Source organism: Parabacteroides acidifaciens (assembly GCF_003363715.1).
Classification (GTDB): domain Bacteria; phylum Bacteroidota; class Bacteroidia; order Bacteroidales; family Tannerellaceae; genus Parabacteroides; species Parabacteroides acidifaciens.
Genome location: NZ_QREV01000005.1, coordinates 106,033 through 123,055, shown reverse-complemented (window position 1 = coordinate 123,055; position 17,023 = coordinate 106,033). Strand labels below are relative to the sequence as shown.

At 48.9% G+C, this 17,023-nt stretch carries 16 protein-coding genes and 1 tRNA gene; 9 read left to right on the top strand and 8 right to left on the bottom strand.

The annotated features are described in order from the left end of the window. Window positions 1–78: 78 nt before the first annotated feature. The 5 genes from DWU89_RS03735 to DWU89_RS03715 all read left to right on the top strand — a co-directional run bounded on the left by DWU89_RS03735 (window position 79) and on the right by DWU89_RS03715 (window position 5,308). Window positions 79–1,308 (top strand): efflux RND transporter periplasmic adaptor subunit, encoded by a 1,230-nt coding sequence (locus DWU89_RS03735; RefSeq protein ID WP_115498332.1) that lies wholly within the window; start codon window positions 79–81, stop codon window positions 1,306–1,308. A 10-nt stretch (window positions 1,309–1,318) separates the two neighbouring features. Beyond that, complete coding sequence (locus DWU89_RS03730; protein ID WP_115498379.1) at window positions 1,319–2,059, top strand: ABC transporter ATP-binding protein; 741 nt, start codon at window positions 1,319–1,321, stop codon at window positions 2,057–2,059. A gap of 111 nt (window positions 2,060–2,170) precedes the next feature. Further along, complete coding sequence (locus DWU89_RS03725) at window positions 2,171–3,391, top strand: ABC transporter permease (protein WP_115498331.1); 1,221 nt, start codon at window positions 2,171–2,173, stop codon at window positions 3,389–3,391. Between the two features lie 46 nt (window positions 3,392–3,437). Beyond that, window positions 3,438–4,508 (top strand): sensor histidine kinase, encoded by a 1,071-nt coding sequence (locus DWU89_RS03720; protein ID WP_115498378.1) that lies wholly within the window; start codon window positions 3,438–3,440, stop codon window positions 4,506–4,508. Window positions 4,509–4,591: 83 nt separating this feature from the next. Further along, window positions 4,592–5,308, top strand: a complete 717-nt coding sequence (locus DWU89_RS03715; RefSeq protein WP_115498330.1) for a LytR/AlgR family response regulator transcription factor — start codon at window positions 4,592–4,594, stop codon at window positions 5,306–5,308. Here the strand turns inward: DWU89_RS03715 and dacB are convergent, their stop codons facing one another. After that, the gene (dacB, locus tag DWU89_RS03710) at window positions 5,309–6,766 is read right to left on the bottom strand and encodes a D-alanyl-D-alanine carboxypeptidase/D-alanyl-D-alanine endopeptidase (protein ID WP_115498329.1); all 1,458 of its coding nucleotides are present in this window, start codon (window positions 6,764–6,766) and stop codon (window positions 5,309–5,311) included. A 49-nt stretch (window positions 6,767–6,815) separates the two neighbouring features. Here dacB and DWU89_RS03705 point away from each other — a divergent pair, with 49 nt between their 5' ends. From DWU89_RS03705 to DWU89_RS03695, 3 genes are all read left to right on the top strand, one after another. Then, on the top strand, window positions 6,816–7,964 hold the full coding sequence (locus tag DWU89_RS03705; protein ID WP_115498328.1) for an AI-2E family transporter: 1,149 nt from the start codon (window positions 6,816–6,818) through the stop codon (window positions 7,962–7,964). A gap of 77 nt (window positions 7,965–8,041) precedes the next feature. Further along, window positions 8,042–8,114, top strand: a tRNA-Lys gene (locus DWU89_RS03700). A 73-nt stretch (window positions 8,115–8,187) separates the two neighbouring features. Then, window positions 8,188–9,279, top strand: coding sequence for an acyltransferase (locus DWU89_RS03695; protein WP_115498327.1), 1,092 nt, complete (start codon window positions 8,188–8,190; stop codon window positions 9,277–9,279). Here DWU89_RS03695 and DWU89_RS03690 read toward each other — a convergent pair. The 4 genes from DWU89_RS03690 to DWU89_RS03675 form a co-directional block, all read right to left on the bottom strand. Next, entirely contained in the window at window positions 9,266–10,009 is a 744-nt protein-coding gene (locus DWU89_RS03690; RefSeq protein WP_115498326.1) for a DUF5131 family protein, read from the bottom strand. The two genes, DWU89_RS03695 and DWU89_RS03690, sit on opposite strands and share 14 nt — an antisense overlap. A gap of 4 nt (window positions 10,010–10,013) precedes the next feature. Beyond that, window positions 10,014–11,063, bottom strand: a complete 1,050-nt coding sequence (locus DWU89_RS03685) for an alpha/beta fold hydrolase (RefSeq protein WP_115498325.1) — start codon at window positions 11,061–11,063, stop codon at window positions 10,014–10,016. Window positions 11,064–11,100: 37 nt separating this feature from the next. After that, complete coding sequence (locus tag DWU89_RS03680; protein WP_115498324.1) at window positions 11,101–11,553, bottom strand: cupin domain-containing protein; 453 nt, start codon at window positions 11,551–11,553, stop codon at window positions 11,101–11,103. A 94-nt stretch (window positions 11,554–11,647) separates the two neighbouring features. After that, on the bottom strand, window positions 11,648–12,937 hold the full coding sequence (locus DWU89_RS03675) for an O-acetylhomoserine aminocarboxypropyltransferase/cysteine synthase family protein (protein WP_115498323.1): 1,290 nt from the start codon (window positions 12,935–12,937) through the stop codon (window positions 11,648–11,650). A gap of 175 nt (window positions 12,938–13,112) precedes the next feature. Here DWU89_RS03675 and DWU89_RS03670 point away from each other — a divergent pair, with 175 nt between their 5' ends. Beyond that, entirely contained in the window at window positions 13,113–13,583 is a 471-nt protein-coding gene (locus DWU89_RS03670; RefSeq protein ID WP_115498322.1) for an Lrp/AsnC family transcriptional regulator, read from the top strand. Between the two features lie 14 nt (window positions 13,584–13,597). On the opposite strand, the gene DWU89_RS03665 is transcribed toward DWU89_RS03670, so the two are convergent. The 3 genes from DWU89_RS03665 to DWU89_RS03655 form a co-directional block, all read right to left on the bottom strand. After that, window positions 13,598–14,731: an ATP-binding protein gene (locus tag DWU89_RS03665; RefSeq protein ID WP_115498321.1), complete on the bottom strand. Its 1,134-nt coding sequence runs from the start codon at window positions 14,729–14,731 to the stop codon at window positions 13,598–13,600. A gap of 97 nt (window positions 14,732–14,828) precedes the next feature. Continuing rightward, window positions 14,829–15,848 (bottom strand): Gfo/Idh/MocA family protein, encoded by a 1,020-nt coding sequence (locus DWU89_RS03660; RefSeq protein ID WP_115498320.1) that lies wholly within the window; start codon window positions 15,846–15,848, stop codon window positions 14,829–14,831. Between the two features lie 9 nt (window positions 15,849–15,857). Then, window positions 15,858–17,006, bottom strand: coding sequence for a DegT/DnrJ/EryC1/StrS family aminotransferase (locus DWU89_RS03655; RefSeq protein ID WP_115498319.1), 1,149 nt, complete (start codon window positions 17,004–17,006; stop codon window positions 15,858–15,860). Window positions 17,007–17,023: the final 17 nt, after the last annotated feature.

The window sequence follows — 17,023 nt, the reverse complement described above, 5'->3', positions numbered from 1 at the left end:
CCTGTTCGGAATAGCACTCCGGCAGGGACCCTCAAAAAGGGAATCAGCATCAAAGAAGAAATAAAAACAGACAAGGATATGAACAAGAAGAAACTAATCATCGGTATAGTAGGCGTACTGGTCGTAGCCGGAGGCATCTGGTTCTTCACCGGTAAATCGTCGAAAGGCGGTATCAGACTCGAGACTGCCAAAGTGGGCCGTAGTTCCATCTCGAACACGGTGACAGCAACCGGAACAGTCGAACCGGTAACAGAAGTGGAAGTCGGTACACAGGTATCCGGCATCATCGACAAACTCTATGCGGACTACAACGACGTGGTAAAGGCAGGACAGTTGATCGCCGAAATGGACAAGGTCAACCTGAAAGCCGAACTCGCCTCCGCCCAGGCACAGTTGGCAAGCAGTAAATGCGAGTACGAATACCAGCAAAAGAACTATGCCCGCAACAAGGTCCTCTATGAAAAGAAGCTGATCAGCGACTCCGACTACGAGACCGCGACTTACAACTACGAGAAAGCAAAAGCCGCTTACGAACAGAACCAGGCTTCTATGGTCAAGGTGAACCGCAACCTCGAATACGCAACCATTACCAGCCCGATAGACGGCGTTGTCATCAATCGTGCCGTTGAAGAAGGACAGACCGTTGCAGCAGGATTCGAAACACCGACCCTGTTCACGATCGCCGCCGACCTGACCAAGATGCAGGTGATCGCCGATGTGGATGAAGCCGATATAGGCAATGTCGAGAACGGACAGCGCGTCTCCTTCACCGTCGATGCCTATCCGAACGATGTCTTTGAAGGGACAGTCACCCAGATCCGCCTCGGCGACAGCGAGAGCAGCAGTTCCGCTTCGACCTCCACGTCAACGGTTGTGACCTATGAAGTAGTCATCTCGGCCGAAAACCCGGACCTGAAGTTGAAACCGCGCCTGACGGCCAATGTGACGATCTTCACGCTGGAACGCGACAATGTCCTCACCGTTCCGACCAAATCGCTCCGTTTCGTGCCGGATGCAGAGATGTTGGCCCAATTAGGTTACGTCGTATCCGATGCAAACATGGAAGCCCCGACCGGCAAGCGAATGGTATGGATCAAGAACGGACAGGAACTGAAGCCGAAGCTTGTCACCGTAGGTTCCACCAGCGGCAACATGATCGAGATAACCGACGGCCTCAATGAAGGCGAAGAGCTGGCTGTAGACCTCGAAGCAGCCTCCGCCGCCCCGACCGCCAGTGCCGAAACGGAACGCAGCCCTTTCATGCCAGGCCCTCCGGGAAGCAATAAGAACAAGAAGAGTGCAAAGTAGGAGAATCATGATGAAAGAGATAATCAAATTAGAAAACATCAAACGTGACTTCAAGGTCGGCGACGAGACCGTCCATGCCCTGCGTGGCGTCTCCTTCACGATCTACGAAGGCGAGTTTGTCACCATCATGGGGACATCCGGCTCCGGTAAGAGTACCTTGCTGAACACGTTAGGTTGCCTCGACACACCGACCAGCGGAGAATACTACCTCGACGGCGTGTCGGTCCGTACGATGGGGAAAAACTCCCGTGCGACCCTGCGCAACCGCAAGATCGGATTCGTCTTTCAGAGCTACAACCTGTTGCCGAAAACGACAGCGATCGAGAATGTAGAACTGCCCCTGATGTACAACCCCAACTACAGCGCAGCCGCCCGCCGTGAAAAGGCAATCGAATCGCTGATAGCCGTAGGCCTGGGCGATCGCCTGATGCACAAGAGCAACCAGATGTCCGGCGGACAGATGCAACGCGTCGCCATCGCCCGTGCACTGGTCAACGACCCTGCCGTGATCCTGGCGGACGAAGCGACCGGAAACCTCGATACCCGGACCTCGTTCGAGATCCTCGTACTCTTCCAGAAACTTCATGCCGAAGGACGCACCATCATATTCGTGACCCACAACCCGGAGATCGCCCAATACAGCAGCCGCAACATCACACTGCGCGACGGGCATGTCACCTCCGACACGGTCAATACGAATATCCAAGACGCAGCTGAAGCTTTGGCAAAACTACCAAAGAACGATGATTAATAATTATTCAATGTGCAAATGTGCCAATATGCCAATATGAAATCACAAAAGGCAATACGGCTGTAGCACATTGGCACATTGGCATATTAACACATTAGCACATTATTCACAATGAACGGAACAAACCTAATAAAAATAGCCCTCCGGGCACTCGCCAATAACAAGCTGCGCGGCTTCCTTACGATGCTGGGTATCATTATCGGCGTTGCATCCGTGATCACGATGCTCGCCATCGGACAAGGTTCGAAGCGAAGCATACAGGCACAGATCAGCGAAATGGGTTCCAACATGATCATGATACATCCCGGAGCCGACGTGCGTGGCGGTGTCCGCCAGGATGCCTCGGCCATGGAAACGCTGAAGTTACAGGATTATGAAGACATAGCCGACGAAACCCGCTATGTCTCCGCCGTCTCCCCTTCTGTCAGCAGTAGCGGGCAGGCTATCTACGGAGCCAACAACGCGCCGACCACCGTCTACGGCATCAGTTCCGATTATCTCGAGATCCGCCGTTACAAGGTGCAGGACGGCGAGATGTTCAGTGACCAGGACGTGCAAACCGCCGCCAAGGTATGTGTAGTAGGGAAAACCGTTGTCGACAACCTCTTCCCCGAAGGGGGCAATCCGGTCGGCAAAGTGATACGATTCAAGAGTCTGCCTTTCCGCATCGTAGGCGTGCTGGAAAGCAAAGGATACAACAGCATGGGAATGGACCAGGACGACCTAATCTTAGCTCCATACACAACTATTCAGAAAAAGGTCCTGGCCATTACCCATTTGCAAGGCATTACCTGTTCGGCCCTCAAAGAGGAATATACCGACCAGGCCATCGACGAGATAACAGAGATACTCCGCCGCAACCATAAGTTGAAGGATACAGATGATGATGATTTTACGATCCGTAGCCAGCAGGAGTTGAGCACGATGTTGACAAGTACTACGGATATGATGACGGTGCTGTTGGCGGCTGTGGCGGGTATTTCTCTTCTCGTAGGTGGTATTGGAATTATGAACATCATGTACGTCAGCGTCACCGAACGTACACGTGAAATAGGCCTCCGCATGAGTATCGGGGCAAAAGGCATTGACATCCTGGCACAGTTTCTGATCGAGTCTATCCTGATCAGTGTGACAGGTGGTCTGATAGGTGTAGTCTTTGGAGTGGGCGCAGCGCTCATTGTGAACGGGGTCGCCCACTTTCCAATCTACATCCAGCCCTGGAGCGTGGTCCTGTCGTTTGCCGTATGTACCGTCACCGGCGTATTCTTCGGCTGGTACCCGGCTAAGAAGGCTGCACAACTCGACCCGATAGAGGCGATCCGATATGAATAGAATGCAAATAAAACGTATCTTTGCACAAATGAAAACTACGGAGACAATGCATAATACACTGCCGGCTCCCCCTTTTAAAGGGATGGGAAAATTGATACATATCGTAGCCTGGGGTATCCTCTTCGGGCTACCCTTCTTCTTTACAGGCCGGGAGTCGCAAACGGTGACTGTTATCAGCTACGTCCGTTCCGTCATCGTTCCGCTGTCGTTCATGCTGGTGTTCTATGCCAACTATGTCCTGTTGATCGATCATTTTCTGTTCACCAAGCATACATGGAAATTCTTCCTCAGCAATATCGTATTAATAGCCGCTGCAATGGGCGGTGTCCATCTGATGTTCGAATTGCTTCCGCATCCGGAATGGACGCACCCCAGACCGGAGAAAGAGATACAGGAGGTCATCGGTTTCTTCATCGTGAATGCCATGCTATACCTGCTTGTAGCAGGACTAAGCGTCGCGATCAAAATGACAGGGAGCTGGTATCAGACCGAAACCGCCCGGCGGGAATTGGAGAAGAGCCGTGCCGAAGCCGAACTACAGAACCTGAAGAGCCAGCTGAACCCGCATTTCCTATTCAACACGCTGAATAATATCTATAGCCTGATCGCTTTCAGCCCCGAACGGGCACAGGAAGCGGTGCACGACCTGAGCCGCCTCTTGCGTTACGTCCTCTATGAGAGCAGCCAGCCTGTCGTGCCGTTAGAGAAAGAGCTCGATTTTATCCGTAATTATGTGGAGTTGATGCGTATCCGCCTGCCGGAACATGCCCGGTTGACCACTGCCATCTCATCCGTCAATCCGTCAACACCCGTAGCTCCGCTCCTTTTCATCTCGCTGATCGAGAATGCGTTCAAGCATGGGGTGAGCAATAACAAACCCTCTTTCATCGATCTGGACATCCATCAGGAGAACGAGCGGATCATCTGTTCCATCCGCAACAGCTATTTCCCGAAAGATACCGACCAGGACAAGAGCGGTTCCGGCATCGGCTTACAGAACCTCCGCCGCCGGCTGGAGTTGCTGTATCCCAACCGCCATATTTTCTCGTGCAAGGCAGAGGGCGACAACTACCACAGCTTACTGGAACTGCAGGCGTCTCCCCTCATCGATCAATGATATGACATAATTCATGGGCCGGATGTGACGGGGTTACAGGATTTTGCTTACTTTTGCTTGCATCATCTAACAGATAACCGCATATGAAACTGACCTGTGCCATCATTGACGACGAACCACTGGCGATCAGCCTTTTGGAAAGCTATGTGAACAAGACGCCTTTCCTGGAGTTGGCGGGGAAATATAATAGCGCCGTCAACGCACTTCCCATACTCAGCAAGGAACCTGTCGATCTGCTTTTCCTGGATATCCAGATGCCGGAATTGAGCGGTATGGAGTTCTCGCGCATCTTGGAGGCCAATACCCGTATCATCTTTACGACGGCTTTCGGGCAATATGCACTCGACAGCTATAAGGTGAATGCGCTCGATTATCTGTTGAAGCCGATCAGTTACCCGGATTTCCTCAAGGCGGCCAACAAGGCGTTGCAATGGTATGAGTTGGCGCGAACCGCCCCTACGACAACGGGCTTCGAATCGATCTTTATCAAGACGGAATACAAATTAGTGCAGATCGAACTGCGCAAGATACTCTATATCGAGGGGTTGAAGGATTATGTCAAGATTTACATCGAGGATGAAGCGCATCCTGTTCTCTCCCTGATGAGCATGAAGTCGCTGGAAGAAATGCTTCCGACAGACCGTTTCATCCGCGTACACCGTTCCTTCATCGTCCAGCCGGAAAAAATCAGGGTGATCGAACGGAACCGGATTGTGTTCGGCAAAGAATACATCCCGATCTCCGACAACTACAAACAGAAGTTCATGGATTTCCTCGCCCAGCGGTCACTGCTTCCGTAATCAGAAGAGCTGCAACAGGAGTTTCTCCAGGCCTTTGGTCATCTGCCCCATACTGCATGAGTAGTTATTCGAGAAGACGGCGACGGCATACGTCTTTCCATCTTTGGTGATATAGCCGGCATAACTCCGGACGCCGGTCATGCCTCCACTCTTCAGGCGGGTATTTCCTTGCAGCTTCGTCCCTTTTAACAGATTACGGACGGAACCTTCCACCCCGGCTTGCGGAAGAGAAGCGATGAAAGCATCGGATACGTCAGACTGCGTAGCCATATAGACCAACAGTTCCCCGATAAACGCGGCAGAGACCTTATCCGCAGGGGCAGCACCGCAACCGTCATGCATCTTCAACGGGAAAACATCCAATCCTTTCTTCTCCCAATACTCCTTTACCACCTGTACGCCACGGCCAAAAGAAGAAATCACTTCATTCCGGCGAGGCTTATACTGCAAACCGACCGTTTTGAGTAAGGCGTCCGCAAACAGATTATGGCTGACATGGTTACATACGCTTGCGATCTCCCCCAAAGTAGGCGAATAAGTGGTGACTACACGGGTGCGTTCTTGTTTCTTCCATCGGTTCTGTTCCATTTCCATACGATAGCAGGAAGGAGCTCCGTCCACCCGGATTCCTTTCTGGCGCAGCCGGGCAGTCAGGTATTCTGCCATAAACAAGGCCGGATCAGGGATATCCCCTTTCAACACATATTGCTCACGGTTGGCAGGGAGGACTCCATATAAATAACGCACATTATCAAACGGCGAGCCTATGATATAGGCACTGTCCGAAGAGACGGAAAGGGCTTTCAGGTAATTCTTAAAACAGATAGAGGGAATATCCGGGTCCGTACCCTTTACGGAAGGCTGCGTCCCGGCAGGACCGGTCTGCAAAGACAGCTTATACAGGTTATCGAAAACGGAGATGCCATAGCTACCGGCGGCATAATAGTTTCCCATATCTTCCCGAAGCCATTTGATAGAGATGCCTTCCGTATCGAAAATGCTTTCATCCGAAATAACGGAACCCGTAATCTGTTTGATACCCGCTTTCTGCAAAGCAGCGATCCAGGTAGCCAGGAACTTGTTTTGCTCCGGAGCGAAATGTGAAGAGCCCAAAGAGGGGTCACCGCTCCCCTTTACATACAGATTGCCGCGCAAAACACCATCTCGCAACGCTCCGTCATATTCCAGCGAAGTCGGATAGCGATAGTCTTCCCCCAATATCTCGAGCGCCGTAGCTGTAGTAACAGTCTTCAAAACCGATGCCGGAGAAAGCAGGCGGTCGGTATCATAACTATAAACTGTTTTGCCTTCCTTCACGTCTTTTACAATCAGTGAAAAAGAAGCACCCTGCATATAAGGGGCCTGCAGCAATTGTTTAACAGGCGCGGGTACTTGCGCTTCTGCCAACAGCTGAAAACAAAAGAACAGGCAAATCGGTAATATTTTGTTTCGTATCATCCTTTCTATTAGACTTTATTTTATCTTTGCCCAAAGATAATAATTATATATGAACCCACTATTCGATAAACCGTTTACATTCGACAGGGTGGCGCGTATCCTTTTCGGCCTCGCCGTGATCAGTGGTATCATCTATCTGATTGCTGTCCTGCGTAATGCTTTGTTGCCTTTCCTGATAGCCTGGCTGCTGGCCTATATGATGCAACCATTTGTCCGTTTTTTCCAATATAAAGTAAAGCTGAAAAGCCGGTTATTATCTATTCTGGCCGTACTCATCTCCACACTTCTTATTTTATCGTTAGTCACTGTATTGGTCGTTCCTTCCGTCACACAGGAGGTCAACAGGACTGTCGAACTGATGCAGGAACATAACCGGAACTACGGACGTATTCCGATGATCCCGCAGGCTTGGACCGAATATATCGAGAAAAACATCGACCCCGACCAGTTGGCCCAATTGCTGAGTAAGGAGAATATTGAGAAAGCCGTCAAACAGATCGCACCGAAAATGTGGGTGGTGTTGACCAATACTTTTTCCATACTTTTCAGCATCACAATTGTCTTTGTAATTTTCCTCTATTTCATCTTTATCTTGCTGGACTACGAACGGATAGCAAGCGGCTGGATTCATCTGATCCCGGAACGCTACCGGCCTTTCGTGCAAGGCTTGGCTGACGATGTCGAATACAGTATGAACCGTTATTTCCGCGGCCAGTCACTGATTGCGCTCAGTGTCGGGGTTCTGCTCGCTATCGGATTCAGGATTGTCGGTTTCCCGCTGGCAGTCATCTTGGGATTGTTCATCGGTGTCCTGAATCTGATTCCTTATATGCAGGCCATCGGTATTATCCCGATGATATTGCTCAGCCTCCTCAAGTCTGCCGAAACAGGCGATAACTTCTGGATAATCTTCGGTTCGGGTATTCTTGTCCTGGGTATCGTACAATGCATACAGGATCTGTTCCTCACCCCCCGTATCATGGGAAAGGCCATGGGATTGAATCCCGCCATCATTCTTCTGTCTCTATCCATATGGGGTACTTTGCTCGGATTTATAGGCCTGATCATAGCACTGCCCCTAACGACGCTCTTTCTCTCTTATTATAAACGTTTTATACTGATGGAAGATGATCATTCACTCACGGAAAAGAACGAGATATCAAAGGCTCAAAAGAGAAAAACGACACCCGATGAGTAAAAAACTCACCTGAAGTGTTGCATATATAAAAAAAAGCCCTACCTTTGCACCCGCATTACAGAAGTAACGCACAGGATGAATCGCTAGCTCAGCAGGTAGAGCACATCCCTTTTAAGGATGGGGTCCTGGGTTCGAACCCCAGGCGGTTCACTCAAACTTAAAGGCTTAGAGACTTATCTCCAAGCCTTTTTTTTATTTGTTACCTTATAAGACAGTTACAAAAATGAAACGTATCGTTTTTTTAGACTATGTGCGCGTGTTCGCATGCTTCCTCGTCATTGTCGTCCATGCCAGTGAGAACTTTTATGGTGCAGCCGGATCTACAGACATGGCGGGACCGCAATCCTATTTGGCCAACGAGGCCGACCGGCTCTGGGTTTCCGTGTACGACGGTTTCTCGCGTATGGCAGTTCCTCTGTTCATGATTGTTTCTGCTTTTCTTCTTGTACCGATGAAGGAAGAACAGAGTATGTGGCAATTCTACCGCCGGCGTTTCACCCGCATCCTGCCGCCGTTTTTCATATTCATGATACTGTATAGCACGCTACCTCTGCTATGGGGACAGATAGACAGGGATACATCCTTAACCGACCTGTCGCGAATATTACTGAACTTTCCTTCGCTGGCCGGACATCTGTGGTTTATGTATCCTTTGATCAGTCTGTATCTCTTCATCCCTATAATCTCTCCATGGCTGAGCAAAGCCACAGCAAAAGAAGAACGTTTCTTCATAGGGCTGTTCCTCTTATCGACATGCATGCCGTATCTCAACCGATGGTCCGGTGAAGTATGGGGACAATGTTTTTGGAACGAATACCATATGTTGTGGTATTTCTCCGGTTATTTAGGATACCTCGTATTGGCGCACTACATACGTGTTCATCTGACATGGGATCGCACAAAACGCCTCGCTATAGGAACCGTTTTAATGCTTATCGGAGCGGTTTCAACCATCTATTCGTTCTATATCCAGGCTATACCCGGAGAAACACTTACCACTCCTGTTATAGAGATAGGATGGGCCTTCTGCACAATTAACTGTGTGATTCTCACAACGGGCACATTCCTTATGTTTACATGCATAAGCCGGCCGAAAGCCCCACGACTCATAACGGAATTGTCAAAACTCAGCTATGGCATATACCTTATGCATATATTCTGGCTCGGACTATGGGTAACAGTATTCAAGCAGACATTGGGATTGCCTACTGTTGCCGCCATACCCTGTATTGCTGTAAGTACTTTCATTTGCTGTTTCGTAACAACAAAGATTATCTCGTATATACCGGGCAGCAAATGGGTTATAGGAGATTAATCCCCGCCTTCCGTGCCTGCGAGTGCTGGAATTGGCGTTTGACGTGATAGAGTTTGCCATCTTTGATAAACTTTGCCCCGGTCTGCTTAAACCAGAACGAGATGCCGTTTTTTGCGCAAACATCATGAAGTTCCATCACCCAGTCGAAATCGCAGGGACGGACATCATAGCCTGATTCACCTCCGACGACAACCTGTTCCACCCATTCGCCTATGAGGAAAGGGGTGAGATCGATCCGTTCCAGCAACGGCTCACAGATGATGATCTTATGCTTGATGGGAGAAGTGCGGTAAATCGGCAAACGATAATTGGCACGGGACTGATTCTCGACTGTGCAGCAGATGGTCACATTGTCGTATCCCTCTCCCCAATCATCCGGCAGACATTGGGCAAGGCGATCGATCCGTTTGGTAATCATCATGAAGTTCAAGTCACTGCGCTGCCGTATCATCTCCCAGGCATCGGAACGCCATTCATCGGCGTCGCTGACAAAGAAATCGGAAGTGAAACAGGTATAGACCAATGTCCCGGACGGGATTTTGTATTCCCCGTTACGCTTCCGGCGGATGGGTACATCAAAGCTCTTGGTTTGTGTCACCACAGTACTGTCCACCTCTCTTCTTGCATCTCCCCGATAGACATAGCAATGCATGCAGCCCTCACTCAACTTGTGACAGCCGTGCCACGGATTCCACAGGGCAGATTTCTTGACGATAGCGTTTGCTGGCATAACATTACTGCTTAGCGATTGACCTGACAACTTCCACAAACCGTTCCGGTTCTTCCAGGTTAGGCGAATGAGCAGACTCGTCAAAGGTGAAAAATGCTTTCTTCGGAGCATCGATTGAATCCAGATACTCCTTAGCCAAGTCATAGGAAACCTGATAGTCATACTTGCCCTGGATGATATAGATCGGAATTTCAAATCGGGTGGATGTCTCGAAAAGGTTATCATCTATTACCTCATGAAACATATTGAGTGAAAACATTGTTCCCCTCAAATAGTTTAGCTTCTCACCCAATGTATAGCCTTGATAGTAAAGAAGATCTTTGGCGATATCCAACATCGATATATCTTTGTGCTTAATACCCACGCCATACTTATTCATGGCAATGGTGCGGACTTTCAGTAAATATTCATTGGAGGGGAAATCGTTGCTGTTTTTATCGTATGCAGCAAAGGCTTCCACAGTCCCTGTATCCCCCGCTTCGCGCGCTTGGGCAACAAGATAATCGTATGCCAACCGCTCCGATTCCAGTTGATGGCATACCTGACCGATTCCAATATACGCATGGTACAGTTCAGGATACTTCCCAATGGTTTTGATGCCGAGAAAAGAACCCCAGGAATGGCCCATCAGGTAAACCTTATCGACACCATACCAACTGCGGAGTGAGTCGGTTATCTGCTGGGTATCTTCCACAAGTTGTGCCGTGTTCATCGTCGCCGGATCCGTATCGGAATCGAATGTCATTCCTGCTCCACGTTGATCCCAATAACAGATGGTGAAGTACTTCTCCAGTTCGGTATCTTTAATCATCGATAGCTCCGGGCTTCCCGGACCACCGTGCAGAAACAGGATGACCGGATTCCGCTCATCTTCACCACGAATAAAATATCCCTGCTTAATTCCTCCGATTTCCGCCCAGCCTTTCTTAGCTATTTTAGTCCCGCCTTCCGGCGTATTCCCACTGGATATCCATATAGATAATAACAGCAGCACAACCAATCCGGCCACAACACCTACTATCCATAGTATGATCTTTAAAATCTTTTTCAACATACCTGTTTAAGCATTAATCTTCTTTATGCTTCTATGATTACCACTTCGGGTTCCATTCGGTTCTCGTACCGTCTTCAGTGGAGTAATTACCCAAAGAGTTTTCTTTGGATTGGATGACCATATAGATCATCGGTTCATCAGACGAATTCCTCATGCCCCTCGAAGGTGCAGGTGCAACACGGATAACCGAGCCTTCACAAATGGGAAAGCAATCATCGTCTATCTGGAAGTCGCCATTGCCTTTAAGGATGATATAAGTCTCTTCGTTATCAGCATGGCGATGAAAGTAGGGAACTTCTGCATGGGGTGGCAGAGTATTGAATGAGATCTCCGTTCCGGTAGCTCCCGTAAGATCTTTCAGGAACAGCTTCCCGAATATCTCGGTTTTCAACTTCGGATGAATAAGAGAATACTCTCCGACACGATCCAGCGCACCCATATCAATGGCGGTATAGCCTTTGCCTTTTGTAATTTGTTCTACATTCTTCATTGCTCTAATATTTTATATATTGCACTACATATCCATCCATAGAGGTTAATCTGAGTCGGACATTTGCAAATGTAGCAAATTATTATATCTTTTATCAGATTTGGGCAAACGCCTGCTCCAAATCGTCAATGATGTCGTCGATATATTCGGTTCCGATACTCAGGCGCACAGTGGAAGGCGTGATGCGTTGTCCGGCCAGTTCTTCCGGGGTCATCTGCGAATGGGTGGTCGTATAAGGGTGAATGACGAGGCTCTTCACATCGGCGACATTGGCAAGAAGAGAGAAGATTTCTAATGAATCGATAAACTTCCAGGCAGCTTCCTGTCCGCCTTTAATCTCAAAGGTAAAGATGCTGCCGGCGCCTTTAGGGAAATATTTCTTGTACAGCTCATGGTCGGGATGGGACGGAAGGGACGGATGGTTCACTTTTGACACTTTGGGGTGACGGGACAGGTAATCCACAACCTTTAAGGCATTTGCCACATGCCGTTCCACACGAAGCGACAATGTTTCCAAACCTTGCAGCAGGATAAAAGCGTTGAATGGAGAAATAGTCGCCCCCATGTCACGCAGGATGACGGCACGGATGCGGGTCACAAAAGCTGCCGGACCGGCCACATCCGCAAAAACGGCGCCGTGATAACTCGGGTCCGGCTGGGCCAGTGTCGGGAACTTGTCAGCGTTCGCTTTCCAGTCGAAATTACCGCTATCAACAATCACGCCTCCCAAACTCGTGCCGTGACCTCCGATAAACTTGGTCGCAGAGTGGACCACAATGTCGGCACCGTGCTCGATCGGACGGATCAGATACGGCGTGCCGAAAGTGTTATCGACAATCAACGGGATATGATGACGATGAGCCACTTCCGCCACAGCATCGATATTGGTCACATCGGAGTTCGGGTTGCCGAATGTTTCCACATAAACAGCCTTCGTATTCTCCCGGATAGCGGCCTCCAAAGCGGCAAGGTCATTTACGTTGACAATCGTATTGCTTATGCCCTGACCGACTAACGTATGCGTGATCAGGTTGAAAGAGCCGCCGTAAAGATTATCGGCAGCAACGATATGGTCGCCTGCACGCAGTATATTTTGCAACGCATAGGTAACGGCAGCCGCACCGGAAGCGACAGCTAAGCCGGCGACACCTCCTTCAAGAGCCGCTACACGTGCCTCAAAAACGCCCTGTGTCGAGTTAGTCAGGCGACCATAGATATTACCCGCGTCGCGAAGACCGAAACGATCTGCCGCATGCTGCGAATCGTGGAACACATAGGAAGTTGTCTGATAAATAGGGACTGCACGCGCATCTGTTGCGGGATCCGGCTGCTCTTGTCCGACATGGAGTTGTAAGGTCTCAAAATGCAATTTCTTTGTTGCCATAGTCTTATTCTTTTAAATTATTCTTCTTGTTTATTTTCCAGCAAAACTATAGACTATAGATACTTCAAACAAGATTTGCACTAAATACAGAAAATAATACTATTTTTACCGCATCAAACAGAACAAGCGTAAGGCACAGCGTGCCGAAAGTAGCTCTCAATAGAATTTTATTCTTATGAACACACCGGAGAAATTAGACAAAGTGGACCTGCAGATCCTGCGAACCCTGCAAAGCAACGCCCGACTGACGACAAAAGAGCTGGCGGCAAGCGTCAGCCTTTCATCGACCCCCGTCTTCGAACGCCTGAAACGTCTTGAAAACGGAGGATATATAAAGAAGTACATTGCCGTGCTGGATGCAGAAAAGCTGAACCAGGGTTTTGTGGTGTTTTGCAGCGTAAAGCTCAGAAGGTTGAACAAGGAAATTGCCGCCGAGTTTACAAGAATCGTACAAGACATTCCGGAAGTAACGGAATGCTACAATATATCGGGCCGCTATGATTACCTGCTCAAAATACACGCACCTAATATGAAATACTACCAGGAATTTATCCTGAACGTATTAGGAACAATCGACAGCCTCGGCTCCCTCGAAAGCACATTCGTAATGGCCGAGGTGAAACATCAATACGGGATACATATCTGACGGTTAAAACTCACCTATAAAACAAAGTCCAAATAGTTATCCTTATTTATTACGTCGAAAGAGGCCTCCGGATATGCGGCCGAAAAAGCAGACGGCGCTAAAGGCTTCTTATCGCCCCATTTAAATTCAAATGCAGAAATCCCGTCCGGGGACTCTTCAATCAAGTCTATTTCCTGATTATCATACGTACGCCAGAAATAAAACTCCTTTATCTGCATTTGGTTATTACACTTCTTAATACGCTCGCTAATCAAATAATTCTCCCATAAGGCACCAATATCCTGGCGCACAGCCAACGGGTTAAAATTACCAATAATAGCATTGCGAATTCCATTATCATAGAAATACCACTTTCCGGCTTTTACAACTTCTTTTCTCAAATTCCGTGAATATGCTCCCAAACGGTAGACAACAAATACCTTTGAAAGTAAGTCAAGGTATTTCTCTACTGTATTCTTACTCATGCCTAATTGCCGCCCAAGTTCCTCATACGAAACTTCACTTCCCATTTGAAAAGCAATCAGTCGTAGAAGTTCCCTCATCTTACCGGAGTTCTTTAAACCGTCGATTGCCAAAATATCCTTCAACAAATAAGCTCCAACAATATCCCGGAGATAATCCGTTTTACGCTCAAAACTCTCCAGCATTACCACTTCAGGATAGGAGCCATATATCAACCGGGATTCTAAATTACGCTTCGTCTCCAGAGCATTCTCGATTTGAGATATCTCTTTTTGCGAAAATGGGTTCAAATGGAACTGGGTTGAACGCCCGACTAACGGTTCGCCGGCTTTGTTAAGCAGGTCGAATGAAGATGAACCACTTGCAATCACTCTTATTCCCTCAATCTCGTCTACAATCAGTTTCAACTTAGCACCAATGTCCGGAATGTTTTGAGCTTCATCAATAGCAAGCAAGTCAATTCCTTCGAGTAAATGTTTATAGTTGGATATGCTGCGTTCACTCAGCAAAGAGATTGTATCATAGTCTTCACCGTTGAGCAACATCGTTTTCCCTTTAAACGTCTTGATTAATTCGCGCATAAGGACAGTTTTACCAACTCGCCTTGCTCCAAAGAGCAGAATTGCCTTACCCGGCTCTATCCGCTCTGATATTTTATCCTGTAGGATTCGTTTGACTGTCTCCATATCCACTTAGTTTACAGCAAAGATAGTAAAAACGATCTCTCAACTGACGATTTTTATATTAAATTCGTCAATAGGATGACGAATTTACCATTCCTGCCTATTTCTTCAACGCATAAATGCGCTGGATGATGTCCACCACTTTCATGCCTTCCAGCACGTTGGTCGTGATGCATTCGGCGTCGGCGCCGGAAAGGACGCGTACCACGTTGCGGATCACAAAGTTGTGATTCTGGGCGGAACCTTTGTAAGGGCCGTAGTCATTTCCCGGATTGGTCGGCGCCAACACTGGCATTTCGTAGTCTTTGACATGGCAGTATTCCACTTCATTCATATACTGCCCGCCTATTTTCACGCTGCCGTTCTCCGCTACGATCAGCATGCTGCTTTCCATGTTCTTGTTCCAGACGGAAGTGGAATAGCTCAGGCTTCCCATCCCGCCGTTTACGAAATTGAAGTTCACGAAGCCGGAATCCTCAAAAGCGGTCAGCCCGGCATGGTTGAAGTCGGCAAAACGGGCCTGAATGTTGCAGATATCCCCGAAAAGCCAATACATGATATCGATGAAATGGGAGAATTGGGTGAAGAGCGTCCCTCCGTCCAGCTTGGCATCTCCGTGCCAGCCGCCCGGCTTATAATAGCGTTCGTCGCGGTTCCAGTAGCAGTTCAGCTGAACCATATAGATCTTGCCTAACTTGCCGGATTCCACCATTTCCTTGATCCAGACGGAAGGAGGAGAATATCGGTTCTGCATGACGCAGAAGACCTGTTTGCGGTATTTCAACGAGGCATAAACGACCTTCTCGGCGTCGGCAAGCGTCAGTGCCATAGGCTTCTCGATCACAACATGGCAACCAGCCTGAATAGCTTCGATAGCCATCGCAGCGTGCAGGCCGTTCGGGGTGCAGATATTCACGACATCGATCGCAAGACCGCTCTGCAACAACTCCGCCAGAGAGGAGAAGAAAGGAACGTCGTAGGCTTCGACACCCAGTTCTTCACGGGGACGGATGTCACAAAGGGCTACCAGTTCGGCATCCGGATCGCGGGTCACCATCTCGGCATGGCGTTTACCGATATGGCCACAACCGACTACTGCGAATTTTATCTTTTTATCCATAATCATATTTTATTTGAGGGCAAGTTTGGAACTCGCCTCTACGAGGGTTTCTGTTATGTATTGCTGTTGTTCGATCGGCATCTCGGTATGAATGGGCAGGGAAAGGACGGATTCACACAAACGAGTAGCGACGTCCAAACTGCCGGAGATGCGGGAAATAGAGCCGTATGCTTCCTGGTGATGCACAGGCAGAGGATAATAAACCATCGAAGGGATTCCCCGCTCCTTCAACAGACCTTGCAGTGCATCCCGGTTAGCGTCTTTCACCTGAATCGTATATTGATGATAGACATGGGTGGAAAACGGGGAACGCACCGGCAGAACAAACTGCTCGCAAGCGGCAAGCGTCTCGTCATAGTGGGCGGCAACCTTCCGGCGGGCTTCGGTAAAGGCTGTGATATGCTTCAACTTGACATCCAGAATAGCAGCCTGCAACGTGTCTAAGCGGGAGTTGCAGCCAATCCGTTTATGATGATATTTACATTCCTGTCCATGATTGGCAATCATGCGGATACGCGTAGCCAACGCCTCGTCCTGGGTCATCAACGCACCGCCGTCGCCATAGCACGCCAATGGCTTGGAGGGGAAAAAGGAAGTAATCCCGATATGGCCGATTGTCCCGGCCTTCTGCACCCGTCCGTCCGGGAAAGTATATTCCGCCCCGATAGACTGGGCATTATCTTCTATCACATACAAATGATAAGCGTCGGCCAAGGCCATAATCTTCTCCATTTCACAGGATTGTCCGAAGAGGTGGACGGCGATAATCGCTCTTGTCCGCTCAGAAACGGCCGCTTCTATCTTCTGCGGATCGATATTGAATGTGCGCGGATCGACATCGACAAGCACTGGCGTCAGTCCTAACAACGCGACCACTTCGGCAGCAGCGATATAGGTGAACGCCGGCAGAATCACCTCATCGCCCGGCTCGAGTTCCAGCGCCATCAGGGCTATCTGCAACGCATCCGTACCGTTTCCACATGGAATCACGTAAGGAATCCGGAGATATTCACCCAAATGCGCTGAAAAGGTTTTCACCTGCGGGCCGTTAATAAAGGCACAATTGTCGATCACATGTTGCATGGCTGCGTCTATCTCCTCCTTGAAGCGGAGATATTGTCCGTGCAAATCGACCATTTGTATCTGTTCTTCAAACATTTTCTTCCCGAAGGTGT